Consider the following 24451-nt stretch of genomic DNA (forward strand, 5'->3'; position numbering starts at 1 on the left):
AAGAGGGTGTGGCAAGACGGATGCCACACCCTTTTTTGGGTTTTCTGATATATTAGTATTTGCTATTTTTTTAATTATAAGATAAAAATAAATGAAATAGACGTATTGACAAAGCCTAAATGGGCAAATATAATGCAAGTATCAAAACAACTGATATATCAGTTTGGAGGGGATTTTGTGATTGACTTAAAAGATTGGCAAAAATCACTAACTGAGTTAAAACAGGCAGGAATTACTATTCCTAACTATGATGTTGCTTCAGTCAAGGAAAAGGGAAAAGAAGTACCTGTGTGGCTTCATTTTGGTGGTGGAAATTTATATCGTGGGTTTCACGCAGAGATTGCACAACGGTTAGCTGATAAAAAAGAATTAGCTGCTGGTATAGTTGTATGTGAAACTTTCGACAAAGAAATAATTGAGAAGGCTTACAAACCATTTCATAGTGATGTAGTGGAAGTAGTGATGCATGATGATGGAATGTTAGATAAAAAGCTTTTAGCTGCAACAGCAGATGCTTTCTTTTGTCATCCTAGTGAGAAAGAAAGTTTTGCACAAGTTGTTCATTATTTTGAAAATCCTAGCTTACAGTTTACCACCTTTACGATTACTGAAAAAGGGTATCACTTGAAAGACGCTGCTGGGAAATTTTTTCCAGTAGTAGAAGCAGATATTGAAAATGGTCTTGAAGCTCCTCAACATACGATGAGCATTGTGACCGCATTATTACACAAACGATTTTTAGCGGGAAAATTACCGATTGCCATGATTTCAACTGATAATTTTTCGCGAAATGGAAAGCGATTCCAAGATAGCGTACTGACAATTGCCAAATGCTGGCAAGAAAAAGGGTTTGTTTCCAATGAATTTCTTGATTATTTAACTGATTCAGAAAAAGTAACCTTTCCTTGGAGCATGATTGATCGCATTACACCAAACCCTGCAAAAATTGTACAGGCGGAACTTGAGAAGCTCGGTTTTGTTGATATGGAAATTATTCATACAGAAAAACGCACGAATATTGCACCATTTGTGAATACAGAGGTTATTCATTATTTGATTATCGAAGATCATTTTCCAAATGGGCGCCCTGCGTTGGAAAAGGCAGGTGTCATCCTTACGAGCCAGGAAATTGTTGATAAAGCAGATGTGATGAAAGTAACAACATGTTTGAATCCACTTCATACGGCAATGGCAATTACTGGTTGTTTGCTTGGTTATCAATCGATTGCAGCTGAGATGGAAGACGAAGAGATTGTGGGATTGATTAAAGCAATTGGGTATCAAGAAGGCCTACCAGTAGTAGAAGATCCCCAAATAATTGATCCTAAACAATTCATTGATGAGGTGATTAAGAAACGATTGCCTAATCCCAACATACCTGATACACCGCAACGAATTGCGAGCGATACTTCGCAAAAAGTGGCAATTCGTTTTGGTGAAACCATTAAAAAATATACAGAAAAGTCAGCTGCGCAATCTCTCGTATTTATTCCAGTGGCAATTGCAGCTTGGTTACGTTACTTGTTGGCAGTTGATGATGAAGGAAATGAATTTGTACCAAGCCCTGATCCATTGTTAGCTGAATTACAGGAGCAGCTGGCAAGTCTTCATTTAGGTGAACAATCGCCAGAGGTAATTCATCAAAGTGTTGCAAGTATTTTAGCCAATGAAACAATTTTTGGTTCAAATTTATATGAAGTAGGCCTTGGCGAAAAAATTGAACAAATAGTAACAGAAATGTTAGTAGGTCCAGGAGCAGTTAGACAAACGATTCGTACCTACTTAACAAATTTCGGAGGAAAATAATCATGGAAATGACTTTTAGATGGTACGGTTCACAAGAAGAAAAGATTACTTTAGAAGAAATTCGACAAATTCCAGCGATGAAGGGGATTGTGGGAACACTTATGGATATCCCCGTTGGAGAAGTGTGGCCGAAAGAACGAATCAAATCACTGAAAGAAGAAATTGAAGCAGCAGGCTTAACGTTAAAAGTTATAGAAAGTGTTAACGTTCATGATGCTATCAAGATTGGCTTGCCAAGTAGGGACCGATATATTGCAAATTATCAACAAACGATTCGAAATTTGGCAGCATTTGGTATTGAAGTAATCTGTTATAATTTCATGCCTGTTTTTGACTGGGTAAAATCCGATCTCGATTATCGCTTGTCAGACGGTTCCTCAACATTAGCGTATATTGCAGCAGATATTCCGGAAGATCCAGAAGAGATTATTAAAAAAGTTGAAAATTCCAGCAATGACTTTGAGTTACCGGGCTGGGAACCAGAACGTTTGGCACAAGTAAAAGAATTACTTCAAGCCTATAAAGAGGTGGATGAAGCTAAGTTACGCGAAAACTTTGCTTATTTTCTGAAGGCGATTATTCCGACTTGTGAAGAAGTTGGTATAAAAATGGCGGTCCATCCAGATGATCCACCGTATTCGATTTTTGGCTTGCCACGAATCGTGAAAAATCGAGAAGACTTGGACTGGATTTGTCAAGTAGTTGATAGTCCTGCAAATGGAATTACGTTGTGTACAGGTAGCATTGCGGAAGACCCAGCAAATAATGTTTATGAAATCATGGCAGAATTTTGTCAACGAGATCGGATTCCGTTTGCCCATGTTCGTAACATCAAATTTATCCAAGAAAAAGATTTCTATGAAGCACCACACAAATCAGAATACGGTTCATTAGATATGTATCGAATTTTAAAAGCAATGTATGACAATGGGTTTAATGGTTATATCCGTCCTGACCATGGACGAATGATCTGGGGGGAAACAGGACGTCCGGGTTATGGCTTATATGATCGCGCACTTGGGGCGGTGTATTTGAATGGTCTTTGGGAAGCATTAGAAAAAGAAAATCAAAAATAATTGAAAGGAATCATCTTTAACGTCAACAGAAAAGGAATGAGGCTGAGCAATTTTTAAGTTCAGCCTCTGAATAAAAATCAAAAAGAAGGAAGCGCTTAACTATGTTTTTAGATGAAAATTTTTTATTAACCAATGAAGTAGGACGCAAGTTATTCCATCAGTATGCCAAAGATGAACCAATTATTGATTACCACTGTCACTTAGAGCCAAAAGTCATTTTTGAAAATCAACAGTATGAGAACCTAACTCAAGTTTGGCTCAACAATCGCGGAGCAGGCGATCATTATAAATGGCGTTTGATGCGAGCTAATGGTGTCGCTGAAGAACTAATTAGTGGTGATGGTGATGATTATGAAAAGTTTTTGGCCTTTGTTCGAACAATGGAAAAAGCTCCGGGAAATCCAATTTATGAATGGTCTCATTTAGAGTTGCGTCGTTACTTTGCTATTGATTTAATCATTAATCAAAAAAATGCACCAGAAATTTGGCGACAAGCCAATGAAAAAATTCAAACCGATGCATATCGACCAAAAAAATTATTAGAAATGATGAAAGTTAAAGCAATCTGCACAACCGATGATCCTACTGATGACTTAGGGTATCATGCAGTATTAGCACAAGAACATAATTCCTTTAAAGTATTGCCAACTTTTCGTCCAGATAACACTTGGGCAATTACTACAGAAGAATATCGTGAATACTTAGAAAAACTAGGTGAGAGTGCACAACAATCAATTCAAACGTTTGCAGATTTAACAATTGCTTTATCAAATCGTGTAGCATTTTTCCACGAAATGGGGGGACGTTTAGCAGATCAAGGATTGAATACGTTTGTGTATGCGCCGGCAACCAATGAAGAATTAGATGCAATTTTAGCACGTGCACTAACTGGAGAAACGAACTTTACAACAACGGAAGTGGCTCAATTTACAACAGCAATCCAAAAGCATTTGATGGGAGAATATCATCAGCGTCAATGGACGATGCAGATGCACATGAACGCGTTTCGCAACGACTCAACGAAAATGAAACGAGAAATCGGAATCAATGTTGGTGGTGATTCAATGGGGGATCAAAGTGAACTGACAAAAAATATCGTAAACTTATTTGCTGAGGTAGAAGAGGCAAATCAGTTACCAAAAACAATCTTATATTCGTTGAATCCAAATGACTGGTTACCATTAGCAACAGCCATGCAAAGTTTTCAAGGAGAAATTGTTCAGAAACTTCAACTGGGTTGTGCGTGGTGGTTTAACGACACTTGTGAAGGAATGCGCAATCAACTAACGATTATGGCACAACAAAGTTTGTTGGCTAACTTTACTGGGATGTTGACTGATTCTCGAAGTTTCTTGAGTTATCCACGTCATGAATATTTCCGTCGCGTATTATGTCAGCTCTTAGGTGAATGGGTCGATCAAGGCCGATTGCCTGAGGAAGATGAATATTTGGGACAGATCGTCAAAGATATTTGTTATGGCAATGCACATGAATATTTTGGCTTTTTTGAAAGTTGACGGAGGGTGGATGAAGAGAAATGGACAAAAATAAGCAGTGGGTTTATCAACCGAAAAAAATTACAATTGGTCGAGGAGTTGCCTATGGATTAACTGATTTAATGGGTGGTGGTTGGAATAATATCGTTTCAGGTGTTATTTTCGCTTTCGTGTTGAGTCAAGGAATCAATCCAGCGTTTGCCGGAGCAATCACAGGAATTGGTCGGATCATTGACGCCATGTTTTCGTTATTTTTTGGTGCGATTACGGATGGCTTTTATCGGACAAAATTAGGTCAACGTTTCGGACGTCGTCATTTCTTTATTTTATTAGGCGGAATTTTGTTTACGATTCTCTTTCCGTTGTTCTGGGTTCAGGCAGATAGTTGGATCTATTATCTAGTTATTTATGTAGCAATCGAACTTGCAATTGCCATGATTTTGATTCCGTGGGAAACTTTACCAACAGAAATGACCGATGATTATAATCTGCGTACGATTTTATCTAGCTCGCGTATGTTTATTTCTGCAACGGGGACAGCACTTGTTTTCTTAGTATTAGCAGCGTTGCAGCATATGAAAAACCCAAATGCTTATCTGATTACGGGCATTATTTGGACGGTGATTTTTGTTGTTGCGATTTTTATTTCTTACCGAACAACGTGGGAACGTCCGTTAACGCCTGAATTTTTAGCAGAGTTAGAAAGTCAACCCAAATTATCTTTAGGCGAATTTATGAAGAAAACAGTCCAAGATTATTTTTCAACGTTCAAAAATCGAGCATTTCGTCAACATTTAGGTATTTACTTATTATCATTTACTGGGAAAGATTTTTATTCTACGTTGTTACCAACTTTTATTATTTGTTGTATTCATGGCGTAAAAGAGGATACACCGTGGACACTTCAAGCACTTTCCATTTTTGGAATCATTGCAACATTGGTGGCTGCACGCCTGATGTTAACTCGTGGCCCTCGTTACTTATTTATGCTAAGCTACGTTACGATTATTGTTACGATGGTTGGGTACCTCTTAACTTGGGCACTGCACGTCCAAAATGCTTTTTGGGTCTTAGTAATTATTTCCGTATTTTATCAATGTGCGCGTGCAATTTTAGAATTTACACCTTGGAATGTTTTTCCCTTTATTCCAGATGTTGACCGCATGATGACCCGAGGCGATCGTGCTGGAATTTATGCAGCAGTGATGACGTTCTTTAGAAAATCAACTGGTGCATTAGCTTCTTGGATTGCCGGGATTTTACTAGCAGCGATTGGTTTTGATTCAAAAACAATGACGAATTTTACGAATACCCCTCACCATATTCAAACGGGCATCGCCTTGATTTTCTTTATTGCACCCGTCGTTCTGATTTCTTGTGCTTTAGTGATGGCTCTGACGTTTAAATTGAATCGTGAAACGCATGAAGTGTTGAAACATGAAATTGATCGTTTGGAAGATGGTGGCTTGAAAGCAATGGTGACACCAGAAGCAAAAGATGTAGTAGAAGAATTAACCGGACATCCTTATCAAGAGGCGTGGCCAAAGCAACCGAATGTTTAAATAATAAATTTAAAATAGGAAAACAAACAACCAGCTACCAAAGTTGACTGAATAATCAACTCTGGTAGCTGGTTGTGCTTGTTGTCAAATCAAATCTTGTTTTTTGATTTGCTCGTATGTTTGAGTAGCGTCGAAGCATTTTTCCCAGATAACGACTTTATTTTGTGCTAAAGATTTTTGAACATTGACAATTCGTTGGTTGCTGCTTCCACGAAATTGTAGTTTCAAATCACGTTTGGAAAGATCAAAACGACCATCAACTAAGATATCGATTTCTGCTAGTAAAGCTAGCTTATCTTCGGAGTCTTGTAACAATTCATCAAAAGTATAACCAGTCCACGACCAGATGTCTTTAGTATGACCAAACTCTTGACGGATTCGACGAACAACTTGCAAGCAAACATCTGTATTCAAAAAGGGCTCCCCACCAAGTAAGGTCAAACCTTGGACATAATCATGGCGAAGGTCTTCGATTACTTGCTCCTCTAGTTCTTGAGTGAATGGTTTTCCATAGCGGAAATTTTGAGCTGCTTTATTGAAACAACCTTCGCAAGCAAACAGGCAACCACTGACGTATAAGCTATTGCGGACACCTTCGCCATCGACAAAATTAAATGCTTTATAGTCAGCAATATAATTTTGACTATAATCTTCAGCTAACCATTCTTTTGGTTTTGGATTTCTCATCAAAACACTTCTTTCTATAGTATAAGTTCTTGCAGTTTAGCTACCAAAGTAATCTAAATTAGTGGAAAAGTGCTTATCAAAAAAGTTGTGACAAAAAGCAATTTGATTTTTATCACAACTTTCAGTTTTACAATCGGGTAATGGACTACTTCATGTGTTTTACACGAGAAGAAATTTCTTTATGACGTCCATGAACCATTGGGCGAGCTTGTGGATTACCTAAATAACCACAAGTACGTTTAACAACGTCACAAGTTTTTGGATCGTGGTTGCCACATTCAGGACATTCAAAACCACGTTCTGTTGGAGTGAAATCACCTTCAAAACCACATTCATAGCAGTGGTCGATTGGTGTATTTGTTCCAAGGTAACCAACTTTGTCGTAAGCATAGTCCCAAACAGCTTCCAATGCTTTTGGATTCTGTTGCAACATTGGATACTCACAATAGTGGATGAAACCACCAGAACAATATTGTGGGTAATCTTTTTCAAAATCAAGTTTTTCAAAAGGTGTTGGATTTTTACGAACATCGTAATGGAAACTGTTTGTATAGTATTCTTTGTCTGTAATGTTATCAATGATGCCAAACTTTTCAGTATCTAAACGACAGAAACGATCAGTTAAACTTTCACTTGGTGTTGAATATACACTAAAGTGATAGCCATATTCATCACCCCAATTATCTGCATTGGCTTTTAATTTTTTAAGAATAGCTAAAGTAAATTCTTTTGCTTCCGGATCTGATTCCCACTCACCACCATAAAAAGCAGAGGCGACTTCGTATAAACCAATATAACCAAGAGAGACAGTTGCCCGACGGTTTTTGAATAATTCATCAACGGCATCTGTACGTGACAGACGTTTGCCAAAAGCACCATACATATATAGAATAGGCGCATTCGCAGGAATAGCTTCTTTACAACGTTCTACACGATAAACAAGTGCGTCTTTCATGATTTCAAGACGGTCAGATAATAATTGCCAAAACTTTTCTTGATTTCCTTTTGCTTCAATTGCAATTCGAGGCAAGTTTAGTGTGACAACACCTAGATTCATGCGTCCTACATTGATTTCTGTTCCATTTTCGTCTTTCCAGCCTTGTAAAAATGAGCGACAACCCATTGGGACTTTGAAGCTACCAGTTAGTTCAACGATTTTATCGTAATTTAAAATATCTGGATACATCCGTTTAGTTGCACATTCCAAAGCTAATTCTTTGATATCATAGTTTGGATCAGTTGGAGCAAGATTCACGCCAGCTTTGAGGGTAAAAATAAGTTTTGGAAAAATAGCTGTCCGCTTTTCGCTTCCAAGTCCGTTGATTCGAATTTGTAGAATGGCTTTTTGAATTTCACGTTCAAACCAATTTTCACCAAGACCAAAGCCAAGAGAAGTAAAAGGTGTTTGTCCGTTAGAGGTAAACAGCGTATTGATTTCATATTCTAAACTTTGCATCGCATCAAAAATATCTTTTTTCGTTTTTGATTTGGCATAAGCTTCTTGTCGCTCAGTTGTTTCGACCCATTCTTTTGCATCTTTTAAATGTTTTTGGTAATTTAATTCAGCAAATGGGGCAAGTAATTCATCTGTACGGTCTGCCGAGCAGCCACCATATTGGCTAGAAGCTACGTTGGCGATGATTTGTGAGATTTGGGCAGTTGCTGTTTGAATTGATTTTGGTGATTCAACTTCAGCATTTCCAATTTTAAACCCATTATTTAACATGCCTTTAAAGTCGATCAAACAGCAATTAGTCATTGGTGTATATGGATGATAGTCCAAATCGTGATAATGGATATCGCCTTTTTGATGTGCATTGGCAATATGAGGAGGTAACATCTTCAAGCCAATTGACTTACCAACGATTCCGGCAGTCAAATCACGTTGCGTGTTAAAAACATTGCTGTCTTTGTTCGCATTTTCATTGACGACTGTTTGATCCTTGTTAATCAATTTTTCGATGGAAAAGTTAATATCAGTTGCTTTGCTACGTTCAAAATCACGGCGTGTCCGATAATTGATATATTCTTCAGCAAGTTCATATTCATTTTTTTCAAGTAGAATGTGTTCAACGATATTTTGAACTTCATAGATTTTAACATTTTCAACAAAACGACTATTGATTTCAGTAACGACTAAATCAACGATTGTCTGAATACGTTCATAGGCAAGTGGAGATAAAGAGCCATGAACTTTCTTTTCAGCTTTCACTAGTGCTTCATTAATTTTTTGTTCATCAAAGTCGACGTGACGACCATCACGTTTGATGATTTTGATTGTTGATGCTTTTACTTCATTGGCTGGAATTTCTTTATAGTTTACCTTCATCTTCTCAACTCCTACTAAATTGTTCTTGTCTATCATAAAACAAATCAGTGAAACGGGCAACTATATGTAGTGGGTTTGTCGATGTATAAATAAGTGAATATACCATATATGGTGTATATTTCCTTGTGAAAAAAAGTGAAAACGTGAAAGTACAGGATTTATAAAATGAATAAAAAAAAATTAAAAAAATAAAAAAACATTTTTTTTGCTCCAAGTGACAAAAACTAAAGAGAAAAAAACAAAAGACTATGCTACGATGCAAGTATAATAAAAGTAGTGAGGAATATTTTAGGAGGGCAAACACATGGAACGAATGATTGAGGTGAAACATCTCAGTAAAATTTATGGAAATAAATTAGCACCCGTCAAGGTACTAGACAATCTTTCTTTCACTGTGGACGAAGGAGAATTCGTAGGAATCATGGGTCCAAGTGGTGCAGGGAAAACAACTTTGATGAATATTTTATCGACGATCAGTTTGCCAACTATGGGAAGTGTCACGATTGAAGGAAAAGAAATCACTAAAATGAAGAGTAGTCAGCTTAGTGATTTTAGACGAAAGCAATTAGGCTTTATTTTTCAGGAATTTAATTTAGTAGATACCTTGAATGCAAAAGATAATATTTTGTTGCCTTTAGCAGTGGAACGAATACCGAAAGAAGAAATGGAGCGTCGTGTCTTACATGTGGCACAGCTACTCGATATTGAAGAAATCATGAAACGCTACCCAGATGAATTATCGGTTGGACAACGCCAGCGAATTGCGGCGGCGCGTGCCTTGGTTGTTCATCCAAAAGTTATTTTTGCAGATGAACCAACAGGATCTCTTGATTCAAAATCAGCAACAGAATTATTAAATTATTTAACGTTGATGAATCAAAAAGAAAAAGCAACTGTTTTGATGGTGACCCATGATCCTTACACCGCAAGTTATTGTAATCGCATTTTATTTATCAAAGACGGTGTGATTTTTTCTGAAGTTGTTCGTCGTGGCTCGCGAAGTGAATTTTTTGAAAAAGTGATCGATATGCAAGCGACAATCGGGGGAGGTGGCAAAATCAATGCTTTATAAGTTGGCTGCCAGAAGTTTACTTAGACAGTCGCGAGGGTACTTGATTTATTTTTTTAGTCTGACCTTTTCAGTTATGATTTATTATTCCTTCAATTCGATGACGTACGATCAATCGTTAGTTCGCCGTGCCAGTCAAGATGGTTCTATTGATGGTGCGCTCGGTTTTGGAACGTTCATGATTACCTTGGTATTACTGTTTTTTGTTTTTAGTGCGAATCGTTTTTTTCTAAACCGTCGTGAAAAAGAAATCGGTATCTATCAATTGTTTGGTGTAAGTAAGTTTCAGATTTCTTCTATCTATCTGATTGAAACGATGGTGATTGGCTTATTTTCTTGTATAACAGGAATTCTGTTAGGAATTATTTTTTCAAAACTCTTTCAAATGATTTTAGTCCGAATGATGCGAATGCAAATTACTAGTCCATTTTTTGTCTCTTGGTCGTCCATTGTCGATACGTTGGTTGCATTTTTTCTGATTATTTTGATTGTGTCGGTACACTCGACTTGGAAGATTTGGCGTTACCCGATGATTCAAAGCTTTGGTAATACAGAGCGAGTGGTTAGTAAAAAAATGCGTTTGCGAACCAGACATCGTTTGTTGGGTATTATCGGCTTATTTCTGCTGACAAGTGGTTATTTTGGGGCAATTCATTTTCGAGAGTACTTGACTTTGTTAGTTGAAAATGGTGCTCAATTTGGGTTGATTTTTAGTTATCCCTTCTTGATTTTTATCCTATGCGTGATTGGTACGTATCTGTTTTTCTGTTTTTCTTTACGCTTCTTGCTCAATAGTTTTAGTAAATGGAAAGTTAGTTACCGTGGAATTAATCTGTTGATGATTGGCAATACTCAGATCCATCTGATGAAAGGCTGGCGAACAAGTTCCTTGATTACGTTGATCTTAGGTGTTTCTTTAGCTACGATTGGTGGGGTGACTTCCTTATCTACCTTATTGACGCATACAACGGATATTGAAAACGCAACGGACTATCAATTAGATGCCCAAACAGCTGAGTTTATTGCACCGATTTTAGCTAAAGAAAAGCAAAAAATTACACAAGAAATGATATTGAACTATAAAGTAGTTGGAAGTGTACATGATTTTCGTCTTGGACAAGTAGAAGATGGGCAAGAGTTTCAACTGGTGAATTTAATTACAGAGAAAGAATATCAAGACTTCCGAAAAATGAATCCTCGATTGCCAAAAATTCGATTGAAGTCGGATAAGCACACGGTATTGTTGGATGAAGTCCAGTCATTAGTGAGAAATATTTCGATTTATGGAAAGGGAATCTACCTGCCGAATCAAACAGCTTTGAAAATTCAATCCATCCATCCTGATGTCTTAGGTGAGAGCGCGATGCGTTACAGTGGCCCAACATTGATTGTCAGTGAGAAAATTTATCACGCAACACCAGGAGCGGCGTATCAAGTTGTTCATTGGAATGTAACTGGTGGAAATAATGAGGCTATTAATGAGATTTTGGATCGAAAAGTTGAAATTAACTGGAATCATTCTGTTGCGTATCAATATGAAATCAATCAGCAGCAATTGACTGGGAAAATCGTTGCAAAAGTTACAGAAGACGATGAGGCATTTGAAGATAGTTCAACGGAAGATTTTGCTGATACGAGTAAAGAAACAGGGCAGTCCGCACGCTTGAATTTTACAGCAAGGTACCCACAGATGCGTTCGGTTTATCGCCAAACGGGGAGTTACACGTTTGTTTCGTTATTCGTTGGGATGATTGTTGTCATTACGACGGGTAGTATCTTAATGGTACGGCAGTTAGCAGAAGCAGAAGAAGAAAAAGGAAATTATCATTTACTTACGAAACTAGGTATCCCACAAAGAAGAGTAAGTTTGATGATTTATGGGCAAAATGCGATTACCTTTTTCCCGTCAATGATTTTAGGTATTTTGCATGCCGTTTTTGCAATTAATGTCTTTGCTCAATACATTAAGACTGCTGATTACTGGCTTGCATACTTAGTCTGTGGACTACTTGTGGTTGTCTATGTGCTGCTTTATGTGATTACTTGTCGTTGGTACTATCGAATTATCAAAGAATAAATAAAATGAAACCCACAACACTTTTATCGATGGACAGTCGATAGGAGTGTTTTTTTTTTGTGCATTGAATAGGAGAAAGTGAAGGAGTAATGCTTGCAGGGAGAATGACTAAAAATAGGTTGGAAAAAAGTTTAAATTTTTTTGAAAGAATTAGAAAAATTTCTGTTAATTTTTATTTTTATTTTTTGACATAATCCTTATTTCTCAACCTTGTGACAAAAGTGTTAGCCTGAAATCGCTTATCGTAAGCTAGATAGATGTCCCCTTAGACGAAAAATCGTTAAAATTTCTGTAGAAGTTTGATATGGAGGTGTTTTGATGAAGAAATGGTGGGCACAACCTCAAGTTAATTATTGGGGAAAATTTTTCATTCGCACCCTTTTTTATAGTTTGATATTCCTTGCGCTGATTTATTTGTATCACTATAAAAATATCCAGGGAGGATCCTTTATCTACAATGAGTTTTAGGAGGGACATCATGAAATTTAGCACAATCATTGAAGCAATCGATCGCTGGGGCGTAACTGAGCCAGAACGCGTGGCTTACCGCACGGCGAATGAAGAGTACACATATGGAAAATTGAAAGCAGCATCTGATGCTTTTGCCTATTATTTAGAATCAAATGTAGACGATAAAAAGCCAATCGTCGTATTTGGTAATTTAGAATTTGAAATGCTGGTTGCTTTTTTAGGAGCTGCCAAAGCGGGACACGCCTATTTGCCAATTGAAGAACAGACACCGCAAGAACGAATCGAAGCCATTTTAACGGTGGCGCAGCCAACCTTGATTGTGGGAGTGGGCGAATGGCCAGAAGCATTGAATCAACAAACAGTTTTAACAAAAAAAGAATTCGTTTCTATTTTTGAAGAGAAAGTTTCATTTCAGCCTAGTCATCCAGTAAACATGACGGAAAACTTTTATATTATTTTTACTTCGGGAACAACAGGACAACCAAAGGGCGTTCAAATTAGTCACGACAACTTAAAAAGTTTTGTGGAATGGACATTAACAGATTTTACTATCCATCCCGGCATGCGTTTTTTAGCACAGGCACCTTTTTCATTTGACTTATCGGTCTTCTCTATTTATCCAGCATTGGTTTCTGGTGGAATACTTGTTCCATTGGCAAAAGCAGTTATTCAAGATTTCAAGCAATTATTTCAGACTTTGCCACAGTTAAAATTGGAAACATGGGTTTCGACACCGTCCTTTATGGATATTTGTTTGATGGAACCAAACTTTAATGAACAGCATGTTCCTGAACTCGAACAATTTATTTTTTGTGGAGAAGAACTGACGAAAAAAACAGCACAAGAATTATTGAAACGATTTCCCAATGCGGCAATTTACAATACTTATGGTCCAACTGAAGCTACAGTTGCAATTTCTAGTGTTCAAGTTACGCAAGCTGTGTTAGATGCGTATGAACGAATTCCAATTGGTAAAGTGAAATCAGATACAAAAGTAACAATCTTTGCGGAAAATCAGCCTTGTGTAGCCGGTGAAACAGGCGAAATCATTATTTCAGGACCAAGTGTTTCAAAAGGTTATTTGAATAACCCAGAAAAAACGGAAGCAGCATTCTTTGATTATGAAAATCAGGCAAGCTACCGAACAGGTGATGCCGGAAGCTTGACTACAGATGGCATGCTTTTGTATGAAGGTCGTTTGGATTTTCAAGTCAAGTTACATGGTTATCGAATTGAGCTTGGCGACATCGAACATTATTTAGGGATGAATCCAAATGTTAAACAAGCAGTAGTGGTACCTAAATATCAAGGAGTGAAAGTTCAGCAATTGGTTGCGTTTATTGTCTTAGAACAAAAGGTCGAACCATCGTTTCAGTTAACGAAAGCAATTAAACAAGAGCTAGGACAATCAGTGATGGAGTACATGATTCCACAAAGAATCAACTATCTTGATCAATTACCACAAACACCAAACGATAAAATTGATCGTAAGAAATTACTGGCTGAGGTGAATCCAACATGACGATTCCTCATATGATTCCTTATGCGCAACCCTTGTACTTTCTGCTATTGTTGGTTGCGTTAGCACCTATCGTTTTTTCCTTACTCGTACGGAACAAGCGATTACCGATTTATCAGGCAATCGTCACTGTCTTTTTCTTATTCATTAGTTTTGGTGGGGCAGACTGGAAACAAGGAGTTGCTTTAATTGGCTATGTTATCTGGCAGGTAATCTTAGTTTGGCTTTATTTCAGTTATCGCCAGAGAAAGAACGAAACAGTTTGGTTTTACTTGGCAGTATTTTTGGCGATTGCACCTTTGACAATCACCAAGATTATGCCATTACTAACAGATAAGCCAATTTCATTCATCGGATTTCTAGGTATCTCATATCTGACCTTTAAATCCGTTCAGATGATTATGGAGATTCGCGATGGCATGATCAAAGCATATCATCCATTGCGATATATCCAATTTTTACTCTTTTTCCCAACCATTTCATCGGGGCCAATCGACCGCTATCGTCGTTTTGAAAAGGATGAGTTGCAGCCTCCAAGTGCTGAGAAATATGTTGAGTTATTGGGAAAAGGTGTCCAAAATATTTTTGTTGGTTTTCTTTACAAATTTATTATTGGGTATTATCTAGGGCAAGTTCTAGAACCAGCTTTGAAACATATGGTGGTTCATAATGGTGGCATTTCGTGGGCATTACTTGGTTATATGTATGTCTATAGTTTGTATCTATTCTTTGACTTTGCTGGCTATAGTTTGTTTGCGATTGGCACGAGCTATCTCATGGGTTATGAGACACCAATCAATTTTAACAAACCGTTTTTATCTTGGAACATCAAAGAATTCTGGAATCGTTGGCACATGACGTTATCTTTTTGGTTTAGAGATTATATTTATATGCGCCTGATGTTTTTCTTGATGAAGAATAAAGTTTTTAAAAGCAAAATCGTTGCCTCTAATGTTGGCTACTTTGTGTTATTTCTAATCATGGGTGTCTGGCATGGGTTAACTTGGTTTTACATTGTTTACGGGATTTACCACGCAACTTTGATTTGTCTGACCGATGCGTGGATTCGTTTCAAACGCAAGTACAAAGGTCAGTTACCTGCAAATAAGTTGACACACGCATTTGCAGTTTTCTTAACATTTCAGGCAATCTGTTTTGGTTTGTTGATCTTTTCAGGAATTTTAAATACCTTACTTTTTGCTTGATCTTTGATTCAACAAAAGAAAATTACATTTATTAAAAGGAGAGAATACACATGGGAGAACAAATTTTAACAATTTTAACAGAAATTACTGGAACGGATGAGGTTCGAAACAATCGCGATATGAACTTATTTGATGAAGGACTACTTGATTCACTTGCAACTGTTCAACTATTAGTAGAATTAGATGGCGAGTTAGGAATTCAAGTACCTGTTTCTGAATTTGAACGTGAAGAGTGGGCGACTCCAAATAAAATTATTGCACAAGCGGAAAATTTAAAGGATTAATGATGAAAAAGAAGCTTTTTGCCATATTTGGACCAGTTGTTTTGGCAATCGGATTATTAGTTTTCTTATTTATTTCGCCCTATCGTGTGAATGTAAATGATCCAAAAGTTATTCATGAAGCAGCTAGTTCAATGTCTGGTAATTTGTTGAAGGGGGACGCTATCAAAAACGAAGCGTTAGCCGAAGAAAAATATGTGCCCTTCTTTGGTTCAAGCGAACTAAGTCGAATCAACCCTTTCCACCCTAGTGTTTTAGCAAAAAAATATCAGCGTGACTACGAACCTTTTTTATTAGGGGCACCAGGTACCCAATCGTTTAGTCAATTTATGTTGATGCAATCTGCTGGAAGTCATTTGAAAGATAAGAAAGCAGTCTTTATTATTTCCCCTCAGTGGTTTGTTAAGAAGGGGGTAAGTAAAGATTACTTTAATATGTATTATTCAGAGTTACAAACATATGATTGGCTCTTTGGATTGAAAAAAGTGACATCAGCTGACCGCTATGTAGCTCGCCGATTGCTTAGCTTTCCTAAAGTAACAGAAAACCAAACGCTGACTGAGTTGCTCCAACAAATCAAAGCTGGTCGGTTGCCAACTGAGAAAAGTCGTAAGAAACTCTATCCAGCGTGGCAGTTATTGAAAAGAGAAGATGAATTATTTAGTCAGATTGGACTAGTTGGGAAGCAAAAACGAATTGATCATGCAACTGGACAATTACCAGAAGTTTATCAATATACACAATTGAAAAAACTAGCAAATAAAATTGGTGAAAAATCGACGAATAATAATCCATATGGACTAAAAAATGAATTTTATACGCATCGCGTACGTCCAGAAATTGAAAAATTAAAGCAGTCACAAACAAACTGGGACTATCGTTGCTCACCAGAGTTTTCAGATTTTCAGTTAGTTTTGGAACAATTTGCTAAACAAAAAATGCAAGTGATGTTCATCATTCCACCAGTGAATGAAAAATGGAGTGATTACACTGGATTGTCTCAAGAGATGTTGCAACAATTTGCGAAAAAAGTGAAATTCCAATTAACCAGTCAAGGCTTTGAACAAGTTGTTGATCTAACAAATCAAGCAAATACACCCTATTTTATGGAAGACACAATTCATTTAGGTTGGCAAGGTTGGTTAGCCGCCGATCAAAAAATTGCACCTTTTTTAGCAGAAAAGCAAGCACCTGTTCATTACAAGTTGGATAATGCTTTTTATAGTAAAGAGTGGCAACAAAAAGAGCCAGACAAGTTAAATTAACGATTAAGTAGATCGAAAGTTGCGGCAACAAGCAAGCCATACGGGATTTCTCCTAAAAATAGCCACTCGTATTTGTAGAGGAAAAAGATTAATTGCCTAAGTGGCTGCTTGGGGAATACCATTTATTCTGAAAAAAAGAGGTATGACACGAATTTTGTCATACCTCTTTTTCTTTTTTTCATGATTTTCTTGAAAACCTTTTTCTCCATTCTTGCAGAGAAATGGTATAATTTAGTTTACTAAATAAGAAAAGAGGGAACGAGTTTGGATAAAAAGGAAGAAGAATTATTAATCAAATTAACATCTGCTAAAGGTGTACCTGGAAATGAAGAAGAAGTGCGCGAAGTTTTCAAAGAGTATGCGCAATCATTTGCGGATGATATTTTCTTTGATGGGTTAGGAAGCGTCATTGCAAAGCATGGTGCTGGCGGCGGACCAAAAGTTTTTATTTCTGGTCACATGGATGAAGTCGGTTTCATGGTTACAAAAATTACAGAAAAAGGTTTCTTAGAATTTCAAACACTTGGTGGCTGGTGGGGACAAGTAATGCTTGCACAACAAGTTGAAATCAAAACACAAGCGGGGGATGTGATCCATGGTGTGATTGGTTCAAAACCGCCTCACGTTTTAACGCCCGCAGTTAGAAATAAACCATATGATATCAAGGACATGTTTATTGATATTGGTGCAACGAGTGACAAGGAAGCTAAAGAGTGGGGCATTCGACCTGGAGATATGGTTACGCCTTATATTGAATATAAACGATTAAATGGTGGCAAATTTTTATTAGCCAAAGCTTGGGACAATCGAATTGGAACAGCCGTTTCTTTACGAGTTTTAGAAAACTTAGCCAAAGAAGGTCATCCGAATGTTTTATTTGCAGGTAGTGATGTTCAAGAAGAAGTTGGCTTACGTGGTGCACGAACAAGTACCCATTTGGTAAATCCAGATATTGCTTTTGCATTAGACACGGGAACAGCCGGTGATACACCAGGAATGACACCAAAAGAAGCAGATTCTGTTTTAGGAAAAGGTCCACAAATCTTGATTTTTGACGCTTCAATGATTCCGCATAAAAAATTATTGAACTTTGTGATTGATGTAGCAGAAGAACTGGAGATTCCTTTCCAATATACAGTCATTACTGGTGGAGGAACAGATGCAGGTCAAATGCATTTAACAAGAGATGGTGTTCCTTCAGTTGCAATCACTGTTCCGGTTCGTTACTTACATTCACATACATCGGTTATTCATGAAGATGACTATTTAAATACAGTCAAATTGGTGACGGAGTTAGTAAAACGTCTAGACCATGAAACTGTTGAAAAGATTCGGAGCTATTAATTGATGAATAAGACGGTAAGCATTTCAGATTATCGTGCGCAGGCGCGTACGGCGTTAAAGGAACAGTGGGGTATTAATGCTGGGTTAATCTTTTTAGCTGGCTTGATCTCGGGCATCATTGAGATGATTTTTGGAAATATGACCTCTTTTGCTCCAGATAGCACGCAAGAAAATATTCTCAACTTTTTGCTAGATAACTTTTTACTATTTGCATTTACTTATTCGCTAGTGTACATTGCTTTATTTGTAATGCGTGGTGGGAAGGCAAAAATGAATCTATTGCTAGTTGTTTTTCAAAAGGAATATTTTGTGCCATTATTGCTGATCCATTTGTTGAACACTGTAGTGAATTGGTTGATTAATTCATTGGTGTTTTTACCAGCAATCTTGATGTCTGGTGTTCGTTCATATGCCAGTTTGATTTTAAATTCATCTGGGACAGTGGCTGTCAGTGTGAGCGAGGGTGGTTTTCTTGATTTTGGTGTCATTTTTGGCATGTTATTGTTACTTTTTATCTCAGTTATCTTGATGAACATTGTGGGTGGTTTATTTCAGTTTGCTGTTTGGGCAAAGTTTGATTATCCAGAATTAACCGTAATGCAAGCACTTCGCTATGCTTGGTATTTGATGAAAGATCGTTGGTTCACTTATATTTTATTGCAGTTGTCATTTGTTGGCTGGTACATTTTAGGAGCGTTGGCTTTAGTCTTTGGTTTATTATGGGTTATTGCATATGTTAACGTGACTGCCGCTGGATTTTACGACCATGCAAGGAATGAAAAAGGCGCACCTGCAGAATATTTTGCACAAGTGTAAGCAGTTTATTCATCGAAAAGATTACTTTTGTGGTAGGATAAGTTTTTGAGGAGGAATGTACGATGAAATTAACGGTTTTAGGCTGTTTAGGTGCCTATCCTTATCAAAATCAAGGAACAACCGGTTATTTATTACAATCTGACAAGTTTCATTTACTAATTGATGCGGGAAGTGCAACGTTAGTTAAACTGGAGGAACATCTTGAACCACTGGATTTGGATGCGGTGATTTTGAGTCACTATCACCATGACCATATTGCGGATTTAGGTGTGTTGCAGTACTATTGGCAACTTCATCCTGAAAAAGACCCAGAGGCAGTATTACCGATTTATGGTCATACGGAAGATGCTTTTCATTTTGCTGAATTAAGTATGCCCGGTGTCTCAGAAGGAATTGCTTATTATGAACCAGAAGAACTAAAAGTGGGGCCGTTTCTCATTACTTTTATGAAGACGATCCATCCAGTTCCTTGCTATGCGATGCGAATCGTAGAAGAAGCTACTGGAAAAGTATTTGTGTTCACTGGTGACTCTGGTTATCTGGAAAGTTTTATTCCGTTTGCACGAGAAGCCGATTTATTTTTAGCAGACACTTATTTATTTGAAGGAAATGAACGCCATCGTGCGCATTTTACGTCAAAAGAGTCCGGTGAGTTGGCACAAGCTGCACAGGTGAAAAAACTTGTTTTGACGCATTTACCTCAATTTGGTGATTTGGAACAACTAAGAAACGAAGCACAAAAAGCTGCTGGTCCAGATGTGATTGTTGAATTGGCAGCTGTCGATAAAGTATTTGAAATCTAGGAGGACGACCATGATTTTTGTACCGAATGAAAACCACGACCCAAGAGTAAATTTAGCAATTGAACAATTTTTATTACAAGAAATGCCTTTAGATGAACCTATTCTACTTTTTTATATCAATGAGCCTTCGATTATTATCGGACGTAATCAAAATACGATTGAAGAAATCAATCGTGACTATGTTGAAGAGCAAGGAATCCATGTGGTTCGCCGACTAAGTGGTGGCGGAGCTGTCTATCACGATCTTGGTAATTTGAATTTCAGTTTTATCATGCCTGATGATGGAAATTCTTTCCGTGATTTTGCAAAAGTTACACAACCAATTATTCAAGCACTTCATGAATTAGGTGTTACAGGTGCCGAGTTAAAAGGTCGAAATGACTTAGTAATTGATGGAATGAAGTTTTCTGGGAATGCAATGTATGCGACAAGTGGCAGAATGTTTGCCCATGGGACAATCATGTTCGATTCCGATATCAATGAAGTTGTTAATGCTTTGAAGGTGAAAAAAGACAAGATTGAATCAAAAGGGATCAAGTCTATTCGTTCACGTGTGACAAATATCAAACCATTCTTGCCAGAAGATAAACAAGAGATGACAACGGAAGAGTTTCGTCAAGAAATCTTATTAAAAATCTTTGGTGTAGAATCAGAGGCTGATATTAAAGAATATCAATTAACTGAAGCTGATTGGGAAAAAATCAATCAAATTTCTGAAGATTATTACAGAAATTGGAATTGGAATTATGGAAAATCACCTGATTTCAATTTTTCTCGTCAAAAACGTTTTCCAATTGGCTCGATTGAAGTTCATTTAGATGTTGCTGATGGATTGATCGACGATGCAAAAATTTATGGTGATTTCTTTGGTTTAGGAAATATCGCTGATGTTGAACAAGCGTTGATTGGTCAAAAATATGAAAAAGCTTCATTAGAGAAAACGGTCGATACAATCGACGTTAAAAAATACTTTGGTGCAATCGAGTCGGAAGACTTACTGTCATTACTTTATTAAAAAGAGTGACCGATTAGTAACCAAAAAAGCTTCCGGGAAATTTTTCCGGAAGCTTTTTTAGTTTTTTAAATGCGAGAAAGTTGAATCGTAACACGATCAAAAATTTCATCTTTTTCTTGAGTTAATTTACCAGAATACTTATCAGTGACAAGCTTTATCATCATTAAATCAAAGTGTTCTTGACTATCTAATTCGGTCGTTATTCCACGGTCAAAAATATTTGTATCATAATGTGCATTGTGTTCACAATGAATAATGAAATCATCATCACTGACACGCATTGAAAGGAAAATTTTTCGCTGTAATGGGTTTTCAATTGCATGTGATTCTCTGAAAGAATGTTCCAAGATATGAATCAATAATTGGGTCAAGTCGTCATCGTGAACAAATAACGTTCCTGGAAGGTCGGCATTAAAATGAATTTCAATACTTTGCTTATTCGCAATTTCTTGATAACGTGCCAAAATCAAATTTGTCAATGAATGACCAGATAAAGAAGTCATAAGCTCAAAATTTTGTGCTTCATCAAGAAGTTCATTCAGATAGTTTTCTGCTTGCTCTGGTTGACTAGTTTGCAACATTGCTTGAATTGTTGTCATTCGATCTAAAAAGTCTAAACGAAGTGTGCTGATTTCCTTCATATGTGCACGTAAGGATTCATAATGCGCCTCAAGCAGCTCAGTTTTAGTTTTTAAAAAATTAGCTTCTCGAATATTTTGATCTACGGCATGGATATGTTCAGAAATACTATAAATGACAATTACTAGCAAAATAATCATATAAAGAATAGTTGACCAGTTGAGTGTGCTAGCGTAATTTCCTAGGGTGCTTTGGATAAACAAGTAGCAGTGGCTAATTGCAATCAGAATGATCCAAGGCGTACAGGAGACGAAAAAACGATTTCCATGATAGGCTTCACCAATACAGGCAAGGGAAGTCACCAGTGTACTGAAAACTCGAATGATACTAATCAATTGCATCATTTCAGGAAGCTCTTCTGGTGTGAAAAGAACATATAAAATGGGTAAGCAAGATAAGAAAACTTGAATAAGACACCAGATTCCAAAAAGCCGTCGATAACGTTCCATGCGTAACGCATAATAAGAAATTAGGAACAATGCACTTAAAACGGTAAAAAGATGCGACAGAGTAGAATGAACGATTGGATCAAATAACAATCCACTCAAAATATCTTCAGACATTGCGCTAAAGCCGACGATTAATGCAAAACAGCTTAAAAAAATCAATGAGAGATCCAGCCGTTGTTGTTTATACATAATATAGATTGCCATAATCAATGTTCCAACCGCTAATAGAATTGCGATAATCATAGTTAAAAACTGTGGTACTGATTTAGAGAAGATAAACGTGACCATTGAAGAGGCAGTGCCAATATAAACTTTTGGTGGGATCCCCGCAAAATTTATGTAAGGAGAGGCAACTTCAATTGATAATTTTTTTCCAACATAATTGTCAGGTAAATCAATGACTGCTAGTGATAACCCAGGATTTTTGGTATTTGCGTCACCTGTTCGTTCGTAAAGAATTTGTTGATCTAATCGAACTTTGATCCATTGATGATTTCCTTTCAACAAGATACTGGCTTGGTCAAGCTTTTTTGTTAAAGTGGTTTCCATCACGAAAGTTTCATTTTTTGAAACTTGGGGCACTTTTTCTAAATACTCACTGTTGTAGCGAGTCTCAGGATCATCCTTTGAATAAAAATTCCAAGCTTGTTGAATTTCTTTTGTTTCATCACTATCGACTGGAGAAAGGATAAAATAGAAGAAATAGCTAATGCCAAATAAAAATAACAAGGATAATGTTATTATAGAAAACCATTTCATTTTTGTTGAAAAAAAATCTTTTTTATTATATGCGTTATTTAAAGGAGTCATATGTAACGGTCCTTTCCAATTGGAGTACATTTAGGTTAAACTTTTTTTTATTTGTAGTCAATGCCTTTATAACACTTAATTAGCTATTTAATTAAGAAAATAAGGAGATTTTCCATTTTTAAATATCAGTTTTCTAATAAAAAAGAAATATAGATAAAAATTTGTGTTATTATATTGTTACTTTAGTAAATTAGGGGATTGAGGTGGAAAACGGTGCCTTTTAACAAAAAAATAACTCTTATTGGCTCGATTGTATTGATTCTATTTTTAGCCATTATCTTATGTATTGTTTTATTGCCACACTTGCTTGGCCTAACACCACAAATTGTTACTGATAAAGATATGGCTCCACTGTATTCAAACGGAAGTGTTGTTTATGTTCGACCACAAAAAGCGGAAGATATTTTAGTTGGTGACGTCATTACTTATTATGAAAATTCTGGTGAGCGAGTGAAAACCCGGCGTGTGGTCGCTGCAGGTGAGAACCAAGAATATTTTTATACGAAAGCAGATACGCAGACACAAGTTGAATCAGGCATGATAAAACCACGAAGTGTAATTGGAAAACCAGTTTTTCAAATTCCCTATGTAGGTGCGCTACTGGCTAAAGATAGCTTTTCGAAAATGAATATCTTGTTTTGGGGTATGGCATTTTGTTTAACTGCTGTCACGACGTGGAACACGGTAGATGAATTTCGGAAAAAGAAAAATTGTAGAATGATTTGATCAAATACTTAGTTCGACAGAATTTCTGTCGAACTTTTTTTGCTAAGAAAAACTTTTAGTAACTTGTACAATAAATTTGTTCTAAGTATAATGTTGGAAAGAGGAGGAGAAGTATGCGCAATGAAATGATGCATCGTCCAGTTATAAAGGAAGAATTACTGGATTTTATGCGAACACAACAAAAAAAATTACCTGGTGAGCTAGGGCTTCTTGAAGAAGAGGCGCATGAGGCAGGAGTTCCTGTCATTCCTCATGAAACGGCACTCTTTTTGAAATTTTTCCTTGGTCAAATGAAACCAGAAAATATATTAGAAATTGGCGCTGCCATAGGCTTCTCGTCTAGCTTGATGGCAACTTCAATTAGTGAGGTAGGCCACGTTACAACGATTGATCGTTTTGATGTAATGATTGAAAAAGCGAAAAAAAATTATGAACGTCTTGGTTTAACAGATAAAGTAACGTTACTTGAAGGACAAGCAGCTGAAATTTTGCCAACATTGATAGGCCCATACGATTTTATTTTTATGGATAGTGCGAAGTCAAAATATATTGAGTTCCTTCCAGAATGTTTGCGTTTATTAAGAAAAGGCGGGGTGCTGATGGTAGATGATATTTTTCAAGGCGGCACAATTTTATTACCAGATGAAGAAATTCCCAGAGGAAAACGAGCAATTCATCGTAAATTAAATGAATTTCTAAGAGTTGTCATGAATCATCCTGGACTAACATCAAGCATCTTGCCGTTGGGTGATGGCGTGATTATGATTACTAAAGAAGCTGATGATGTTTCATTAGCTGAAGTTCAATAAACAATCAGAACTAAGCAATCACTGATTCTAAAAAGAAAATAAAAATAGTTATCTGGCTGGGAAGGAGAGATCCCAGTCTTTTTTGTGAAATTAATTTAGTAAATTGTCTAATCTAAGCCTTCACAAAAAGATACGTAGAAAAAAAGCTTTTATTTTGAATTCTATGATTTTGTTGAAAACTTTTTGCAATTAAATAA

The 24451-nt window shown here is 36.8% G+C and carries 20 protein-coding genes; 17 read left to right on the forward strand and 3 right to left on the reverse strand.

Going from position 1 to position 24451, the window contains the following annotated elements; all coding sequences use genetic code 11:
- Positions 1 to 177 precede the first annotated feature (177 nt).
- The 4 genes from RV17_RS00180 (at position 178) to RV17_RS00195 (ending at position 5940) form a co-directional block, all read left to right on the forward strand.
- Positions 178 to 1806: a mannitol dehydrogenase family protein gene (locus RV17_RS00180; protein ID WP_067480408.1), complete on the forward strand. Its 1629-nt coding sequence runs from the start codon at positions 178 to 180 to the stop codon at positions 1804 to 1806.
- Positions 1807 to 1808: 2 nt separating this feature from the next.
- Entirely contained in the window at positions 1809 to 2882 is a 1074-nt protein-coding gene (uxuA, locus tag RV17_RS00185; RefSeq protein ID WP_067480411.1) for a mannonate dehydratase, read from the forward strand.
- A gap of 101 nt (positions 2883 to 2983) precedes the next feature.
- Positions 2984 to 4399: a glucuronate isomerase gene (gene uxaC, locus RV17_RS00190; RefSeq protein WP_067480413.1), complete on the forward strand. Its 1416-nt coding sequence runs from the start codon at positions 2984 to 2986 to the stop codon at positions 4397 to 4399.
- A gap of 20 nt (positions 4400 to 4419) precedes the next feature.
- Entirely contained in the window at positions 4420 to 5940 is a 1521-nt protein-coding gene (locus tag RV17_RS00195; RefSeq protein ID WP_071868186.1) for an MFS transporter, read from the forward strand.
- Between the two features lie 84 nt (positions 5941 to 6024).
- Here RV17_RS00195 and nrdG read toward each other — a convergent pair whose 3' ends face one another.
- Together nrdG and nrdD are read right to left on the reverse strand one after the other, a co-directional pair.
- Positions 6025 to 6627, reverse strand: a complete 603-nt coding sequence (nrdG, locus tag RV17_RS00200) for an anaerobic ribonucleoside-triphosphate reductase activating protein (RefSeq protein ID WP_071868187.1) — start codon at positions 6625 to 6627, stop codon at positions 6025 to 6027.
- Positions 6628 to 6772: 145 nt separating this feature from the next.
- Positions 6773 to 8956 (reverse strand): anaerobic ribonucleoside-triphosphate reductase, encoded by a 2184-nt coding sequence (gene nrdD / locus RV17_RS00205; protein WP_071868188.1) that lies wholly within the window; start codon positions 8954 to 8956, stop codon positions 6773 to 6775.
- Between the two features lie 304 nt (positions 8957 to 9260).
- Between nrdD and RV17_RS00210 the strand changes: the two genes are divergently transcribed.
- From RV17_RS00210 to lplA, 11 genes are all read left to right on the forward strand, one after another.
- Positions 9261 to 10028, forward strand: coding sequence for an ABC transporter ATP-binding protein (locus RV17_RS00210; RefSeq protein WP_071868189.1), 768 nt, complete (start codon positions 9261 to 9263; stop codon positions 10026 to 10028).
- Positions 10018 to 12102 (forward strand): ABC transporter permease, encoded by a 2085-nt coding sequence (locus RV17_RS00215; protein ID WP_071868190.1) that lies wholly within the window; start codon positions 10018 to 10020, stop codon positions 12100 to 12102. The genes RV17_RS00210 and RV17_RS00215 overlap by 11 nt, the downstream gene beginning before the upstream one ends.
- Before the next feature lie 318 nt (positions 12103 to 12420).
- Complete coding sequence (locus tag RV17_RS00220; protein WP_067480430.1) at positions 12421 to 12570, forward strand: teichoic acid D-Ala incorporation-associated protein DltX; 150 nt, start codon at positions 12421 to 12423, stop codon at positions 12568 to 12570.
- A gap of 10 nt (positions 12571 to 12580) precedes the next feature.
- Entirely contained in the window at positions 12581 to 14095 is a 1515-nt protein-coding gene (dltA, locus tag RV17_RS00225) for a D-alanine--poly(phosphoribitol) ligase subunit DltA (RefSeq protein ID WP_071868191.1), read from the forward strand.
- Complete coding sequence (gene dltB, locus RV17_RS00230) at positions 14092 to 15297, forward strand: D-alanyl-lipoteichoic acid biosynthesis protein DltB (protein WP_071868192.1); 1206 nt, start codon at positions 14092 to 14094, stop codon at positions 15295 to 15297. Before dltA ends, dltB begins: the two co-directional genes overlap by 4 nt.
- A 50-nt stretch (positions 15298 to 15347) precedes the next feature.
- Positions 15348 to 15581 (forward strand): D-alanine--poly(phosphoribitol) ligase subunit DltC, encoded by a 234-nt coding sequence (gene dltC / locus RV17_RS00235; RefSeq protein WP_067480435.1) that lies wholly within the window; start codon positions 15348 to 15350, stop codon positions 15579 to 15581.
- Between the two features lie 2 nt (positions 15582 to 15583).
- Positions 15584 to 16843 carry a D-alanyl-lipoteichoic acid biosynthesis protein DltD gene (dltD, locus tag RV17_RS00240; protein ID WP_067480437.1) on the forward strand — a complete coding sequence of 420 codons (1260 nt, stop codon included), beginning with the start codon at positions 15584 to 15586 and terminating at the stop codon, positions 16841 to 16843.
- A 264-nt stretch (positions 16844 to 17107) separates the two neighbouring features.
- On the forward strand, positions 17108 to 18187 hold the full coding sequence (locus RV17_RS00245) for a M42 family metallopeptidase (RefSeq protein WP_067480439.1): 1080 nt from the start codon (positions 17108 to 17110) through the stop codon (positions 18185 to 18187).
- Between the two features lie 3 nt (positions 18188 to 18190).
- Positions 18191 to 19003: a DUF975 family protein gene (locus tag RV17_RS00250; RefSeq protein WP_067480442.1), complete on the forward strand. Its 813-nt coding sequence runs from the start codon at positions 18191 to 18193 to the stop codon at positions 19001 to 19003.
- Between the two features lie 62 nt (positions 19004 to 19065).
- Positions 19066 to 19806, forward strand: coding sequence for an MBL fold metallo-hydrolase (locus tag RV17_RS00255; RefSeq protein ID WP_067480445.1), 741 nt, complete (start codon positions 19066 to 19068; stop codon positions 19804 to 19806).
- Between the two features lie 10 nt (positions 19807 to 19816).
- Entirely contained in the window at positions 19817 to 20821 is a 1005-nt protein-coding gene (lplA, locus tag RV17_RS00260; RefSeq protein WP_067480448.1) for a lipoate--protein ligase, read from the forward strand.
- A gap of 65 nt (positions 20822 to 20886) precedes the next feature.
- On the opposite strand, the gene RV17_RS00265 is transcribed toward lplA, so the two are convergent.
- Positions 20887 to 22719 carry a hypothetical protein gene (locus RV17_RS00265; RefSeq protein WP_071868193.1) on the reverse strand — a complete coding sequence of 611 codons (1833 nt, stop codon included), beginning with the start codon at positions 22717 to 22719 and terminating at the stop codon, positions 20887 to 20889.
- A 213-nt stretch (positions 22720 to 22932) separates the two neighbouring features.
- On the opposite strand from RV17_RS00265, the gene RV17_RS00270 reads away from it, so the two are divergent.
- Entirely contained in the window at positions 22933 to 23445 is a 513-nt protein-coding gene (locus RV17_RS00270; RefSeq protein ID WP_067480455.1) for a signal peptidase I, read from the forward strand.
- 113 nt (positions 23446 to 23558) lie between these two features.
- A complete protein-coding gene (locus RV17_RS00275; protein ID WP_067480457.1) occupies positions 23559 to 24254 on the forward strand; it encodes an O-methyltransferase in 696 nt (231 codons plus the stop codon).
- Positions 24255 to 24451: the final 197 nt, after the last annotated feature.

It is taken from the genome of Enterococcus thailandicus, assembly GCF_001886265.1.
Classification (GTDB): Bacteria; Bacillota; Bacilli; order Lactobacillales; family Enterococcaceae; genus Enterococcus_B; species Enterococcus_B thailandicus.

Bases quoted from the DNA above. Each gene is read 5' to 3' on its own strand.
- uxuA (WP_067480411.1), top strand. From the start codon at position 1,809: ATGGAAATGACTTTTAGATGGTACGGTTCACAAGAAGAAAAGATTACT.
- uxaC (WP_067480413.1), top strand. From the start codon at position 2,984: ATGTTTTTAGATGAAAATTTTTTATTAACCAATGAAGTAGGACGCAAG.
- RV17_RS00195 (WP_071868186.1), top strand. From the start codon at position 4,420: ATGGACAAAAATAAGCAGTGGGTTTATCAACCGAAAAAAATTACAATT.
- nrdG (WP_071868187.1), bottom strand. From the start codon at position 6,627: ATGAGAAATCCAAAACCAAAAGAATGGTTAGCTGAAGATTATAGTCAA.
- nrdD (WP_071868188.1), bottom strand. From the start codon at position 8,956: ATGAAGGTAAACTATAAAGAAATTCCAGCCAATGAAGTAAAAGCATCA.
- RV17_RS00210 (WP_071868189.1), top strand. From the start codon at position 9,261: ATGGAACGAATGATTGAGGTGAAACATCTCAGTAAAATTTATGGAAAT.
- RV17_RS00215 (WP_071868190.1), top strand. From the start codon at position 10,018: ATGCTTTATAAGTTGGCTGCCAGAAGTTTACTTAGACAGTCGCGAGGG.
- RV17_RS00220 (WP_067480430.1), top strand. From the start codon at position 12,421: ATGAAGAAATGGTGGGCACAACCTCAAGTTAATTATTGGGGAAAATTT.
- dltA (WP_071868191.1), top strand. From the start codon at position 12,581: ATGAAATTTAGCACAATCATTGAAGCAATCGATCGCTGGGGCGTAACT.
- dltB (WP_071868192.1), top strand. From the start codon at position 14,092: ATGACGATTCCTCATATGATTCCTTATGCGCAACCCTTGTACTTTCTG.
- dltC (WP_067480435.1), top strand. From the start codon at position 15,348: ATGGGAGAACAAATTTTAACAATTTTAACAGAAATTACTGGAACGGAT.
- dltD (WP_067480437.1), top strand. From the start codon at position 15,584: ATGAAAAAGAAGCTTTTTGCCATATTTGGACCAGTTGTTTTGGCAATC.
- RV17_RS00250 (WP_067480442.1), top strand. From the start codon at position 18,191: ATGAATAAGACGGTAAGCATTTCAGATTATCGTGCGCAGGCGCGTACG.
- RV17_RS00255 (WP_067480445.1), top strand. From the start codon at position 19,066: ATGAAATTAACGGTTTTAGGCTGTTTAGGTGCCTATCCTTATCAAAAT.
- lplA (WP_067480448.1), top strand. From the start codon at position 19,817: ATGATTTTTGTACCGAATGAAAACCACGACCCAAGAGTAAATTTAGCA.
- RV17_RS00265 (WP_071868193.1), bottom strand. From the start codon at position 22,719: ATGACTCCTTTAAATAACGCATATAATAAAAAAGATTTTTTTTCAACA.
- RV17_RS00275 (WP_067480457.1), top strand. From the start codon at position 23,559: ATGCGCAATGAAATGATGCATCGTCCAGTTATAAAGGAAGAATTACTG.